General features: G+C 41.8%; 4 protein-coding genes. All 4 read left to right on the top strand.

Annotated elements, in window-relative coordinates; translation table 11 throughout:
* Positions 1 to 60: 60 nt before the first annotated feature.
* Entirely contained in the window at positions 61 to 1074 is a 1014-nt protein-coding gene (locus tag CXF72_RS00140) for an amino acid ABC transporter substrate-binding protein (RefSeq protein WP_101036027.1), read from the top strand.
* Between the two features lie 50 nt (positions 1075 to 1124).
* Positions 1125 to 2309 carry an amino acid ABC transporter permease gene (locus CXF72_RS00135; protein WP_198552444.1) on the top strand — a complete coding sequence of 395 codons (1185 nt, stop codon included), beginning with the start codon at positions 1125 to 1127 and terminating at the stop codon, positions 2307 to 2309.
* Between the two features lies 1 nt (position 2310).
* Positions 2311 to 3390 (top strand): amino acid ABC transporter permease, encoded by a 1080-nt coding sequence (locus CXF72_RS00130; protein ID WP_101036026.1) that lies wholly within the window; start codon positions 2311 to 2313, stop codon positions 3388 to 3390.
* A gap of 10 nt (positions 3391 to 3400) precedes the next feature.
* A partial coding sequence (locus CXF72_RS00125) for an amino acid ABC transporter ATP-binding protein (RefSeq protein WP_101036028.1) occupies positions 3401 to 3894 on the top strand: 494 nt, incomplete at its 3' end.

Raw genomic sequence — 3894 nt, 5'->3', positions numbered from 1 at the left:
AGCTGATTTATAGACCTATTTTTTTGACATGTATTACGAAAACATACACAAGGAAATTTTATGAAAATAACAAAAATTGCTTTCTTACTGGGTGCTGCCGCACTTGTACCGAGTATCGCTTCTGCCTCTACCTTAGAGGAGGTCGTTAAAAAAGGGGAACTCAGCTGTGGTATCTCAACCGGTATTGCTGGTTTCTCGTCAACGGATTCAAAAGGTGTTTGGAAAGGGCTCGATGTTGATTTTTGCCAATCGGTCGCAGCAGCTGTTTTCGGCGATGCATCAAAAGTAAAATATATTCCGTTAACAGCAAAAGAGCGTTTTACCGCATTACAAAGTGGTGAAATTGATATTTTATCACGTGCGACCACTTGGACGGCAACACGAGATACCTCGTTAGGTTTAAACTTTGCGGGCGTAAACTATTACGATGGACAAGGTTTCTTAGTAAGAAAAAAACTGGGTGTTAGTTCAGCAAAAGAGCTAAGCGGTGCAACTTTTTGTATTCAGGCGGGCACCACCTCTGAGCTCAATTTAACCGATTATTTCCAGGCAAATAACATGGAATATCGCGCGGTTACTTACGATACTTCAGGGCAAACAGTGAATGGGTTTAAAAGTGGTCGTTGTGACGTAATTACATCCGATGCATCACAGCTGTATGGTTTGAAACTTAAATTAGACGATCCCGATTCTGCGATTGTCTTACCAGAAATCATTTCTAAAGAGCCTTTGGGTCCTGTGGTACGTCAAGGGGATGATGAGTGGTTTAATGTCGTTCGTTGGACTATGTTTGCAACATTAGAAGCGGAAGAGTTAGGTGTCTCATCGGTTAATGTTGAAGCGATGCTCAAATCAGACAATCCAAGTATTATGCGTTTATTAGGCACTTCTGGTACGGCGGGTGAAAACCTCGGCCTTAAGGGTGACTGGGTTTACCAAATGGTTAAACAAGTCGGTAACTACGGCCAAATGTTTGATAGAAACGTAGGTAAAGACTCGCCTCTTAATATTGATCGTGGCCTTAATAAGTTATGGAATCAAGGCGGCTTAATGTACTCAATGCCAATCCGCTAAACACAGTTTAGGGGGGCTTTGTCCCCCCTTTTTCAAAGGCTTGTCTTGTTATGAATAAATCACAACTCCCCCCTACCAGCGGCGGCTTATTAAGTAGCCCCAGAAATCGCGCCATTATTTTCCAATTTCTTGCCCTGCTCGCTGTGGTTGCATGTGCACTCTACTTCACCAATAATATGTTCGACAATATCGAAAAAAGAGGCATCACCACCGGTTTTTCATTTTTAGGTGAAACAGCAGGCTTTGGCGTAAGTCAGTCACTGATTGCCTATGATGATACAACCTCTACTTTTTTAGATGTCTTTATTGTCGGGGTACTAAATACTCTGTTAGTCGGAGTGATCGGCATTATATGTGCTTCTATATTAGGATTATTGGTGGGTATCGGCCGTTTATCCTCTAATTTTATAGTGGCTAAGCTGTCGCTGGTTTATATTGAAACCTTCCGTAATATTCCTATTTTATTACAAATTTTATTTTGGTATAACATTGTGCTGGCGGCCTTACCCGGCCCACGCCAAAGTTTTAGCTATTTTGAATCTGTTTTTCTGAACAATCGCGGATTATTACTCCCTGAGCCGATTTTTCAATCGGGCAGTATGTTCATCCTGATTGCTTTTGTGCTCGCCTGTACCGCGGTTATTTTTTTAACCCGATGGGCAAAAAAACGTCATGATCAAACCGGTGAAGAATTCCCCTTAATTAAAGTCTCACTCGCTATATTAATACTGTCTCCTTTATTGGCTTATTTTGTGACCGGTCAGCCGATCGCCGCTGAATATCCCGCTCTAAAAGGGTTTAACTTTGTAGGCGGTTTAGCCATTATTCCGGAGTTCTTAGCACTCACCTTTGCACTCAGCATTTATACCGCAACTTACATTGCAGAAGCGGTGCGTGCGGGGATTGAAGCTGTCGCATCGGGACAAAAAGAAGCAGCAGAATCCCTGGGTTTAAAAAAACATATCATTTTACGCAAAGTCGTTTTGCCGCAAGCGCTGCGGGTCATTATTCCGCCGGTCATTAACCAGTATCTTAACCTAGTGAAAAACTCTTCCTTGGCCACTGCCATTGGTTACCCGGAAATTGTAACGCTGTTTTCAGGGACAACACTGAATCAGGTCGGCCAGGCTATTGAGATTATTATGATGACCATGGCGGTCTACCTCACCTTCAGTATTGTTATCTCTCTGCTGCTCAATTGGATCAATGCAAAAATGGAAATAAAAGGAAGATAAAATGGCTGTTTATACGTTTAAAGAAGCTAAAGCAGCACCCTCAACCAGCAAAGGTGTTGTATTCTGGTTACGAGAGAATCTATTTTCTGATATTAAAAATAGTGTCTTAACCCTGCTTGGTATTTATATTGTTTATATCATGCTCCCACCCCTGTTTAACTGGATGATCTTCGATGCAACATGGAGTGGTACACAAGAGGAGATTGTTAACAGTGGGGCGCGATGGATTTTTATCATCGAAAAGTTTGACCAGTTTATATATGGTTTTTACCCAGTAGAACAACACTGGCGTCCAAACTTAGTGGCCTTGCTTTCGATTGCTTTTTTATTGTCGATGAAGTTCATCCCTAATATTAAAGTGAAACTCGGCATAATGTTAATCTATCCATTTATCTGTTTTACCCTGATAAGTGGCGGTTGGTTTGGTCTTGAAGAAGTACCCACTGAAAAATGGGGCGGTTTAATGCTGACCATATTAGTGGCTGCAGTGGGGATTATTGCCTCATTTCCGATCGGTATTGTACTGGCTTTAGGACGCCAATCGGATATGCCTATTCTAAAAACATTATGTGTCGGGTTTATTGAATTTGTCCGTGGTGTCCCGCTGATTACCATTTTGTTTATGGCCTCCGTGGTCTTACCGCTGTTTTTTAGTGACGGTATTGATTTCGATAAATTATTACGGGCATTAATAGGGATCACCCTCTTTCAGTCCGCTTATATTGCCGAGGTAATCCGGGGTGGTTTACAGGCTATTCCAAAAGGGCAATATGAAGCTGCCGAGTCATTGGGCTTAGGTTACTGGCAAGGCATGCTGTTAATCATTTTGCCGCAGGCGTTAAAAATCTCTATTCCCAATTTAGTGGGATCGTTTATCTCACTGTTTAAAGATACAACACTGGTCTTAATCATCGGATTATTTGATGTATTAGCGATGGTAACGTTGACCACCAGTGATGCCCTCTGGTTAGGTTATGAAATCGAAGGTTATGTGTTTGTCACTATGATCTACTGGGTATGCTGCTTCTCCATGTCGCAATACTCAAAATCAGTCGAACGCAAATATCATACTGAGCATTAAGGAAAATATCATGTCCGAAGAAGAAGTAATGATCACGATGAAAAATGTTAATAAGTGGTATGGTGATTTCCATGTGCTTAAAGATATCAATTTGAATATTAAAAAAGGCGAAAAAGTGGTTATTTGTGGTCCGTCAGGATCCGGTAAGTCAACCACTATTCGTTGCTTAAACCACCTTGAAAAATTTCAGCAGGGCCAAATCAATATTAATGGCACGGAGCTGATTGATGATGTGAAAATTGTGCGTGATATCCGTGCCCAAGTGGGCATGGTATTTCAGCATTTTAATCTTTTCCCGCATCTTTCCGTGCTCGAAAACTTAGTATTAGCCCCTATTTGGGTACATCACAAACCACGGGCTGAAGCACTTAAAACCGCCATGTATTACCTTGAGCGGGTTAAAATTGCCGATCAGGCGCACAAATACCCGAATCAGCTTTCAGGCGGTCAGCAACAACGTGTCGCGATTGCCCGCTGCTTATGTATTAACCCTGAAATTATGCT

The organism is Psychromonas sp. MB-3u-54 (assembly GCF_002836415.1).
GTDB lineage: Bacteria > Pseudomonadota > Gammaproteobacteria > Enterobacterales > Psychromonadaceae > Psychromonas.
The sequence above is the reverse complement of the archived record's forward strand: the minus strand, read 5'-3'. Positions and strand labels throughout refer to the sequence as shown.

Bases quoted from the DNA above. Each gene is read 5' to 3' on its own strand.
- CXF72_RS00140 (WP_101036027.1), top strand. From the start codon at position 61: ATGAAAATAACAAAAATTGCTTTCTTACTGGGTGCTGCCGCACTTGTA.
- CXF72_RS00130 (WP_101036026.1), top strand. From the start codon at position 2,311: ATGGCTGTTTATACGTTTAAAGAAGCTAAAGCAGCACCCTCAACCAGC.
- CXF72_RS00135 (WP_198552444.1), top strand. From the start codon at position 1,125: ATGAATAAATCACAACTCCCCCCTACCAGCGGCGGCTTATTAAGTAGC.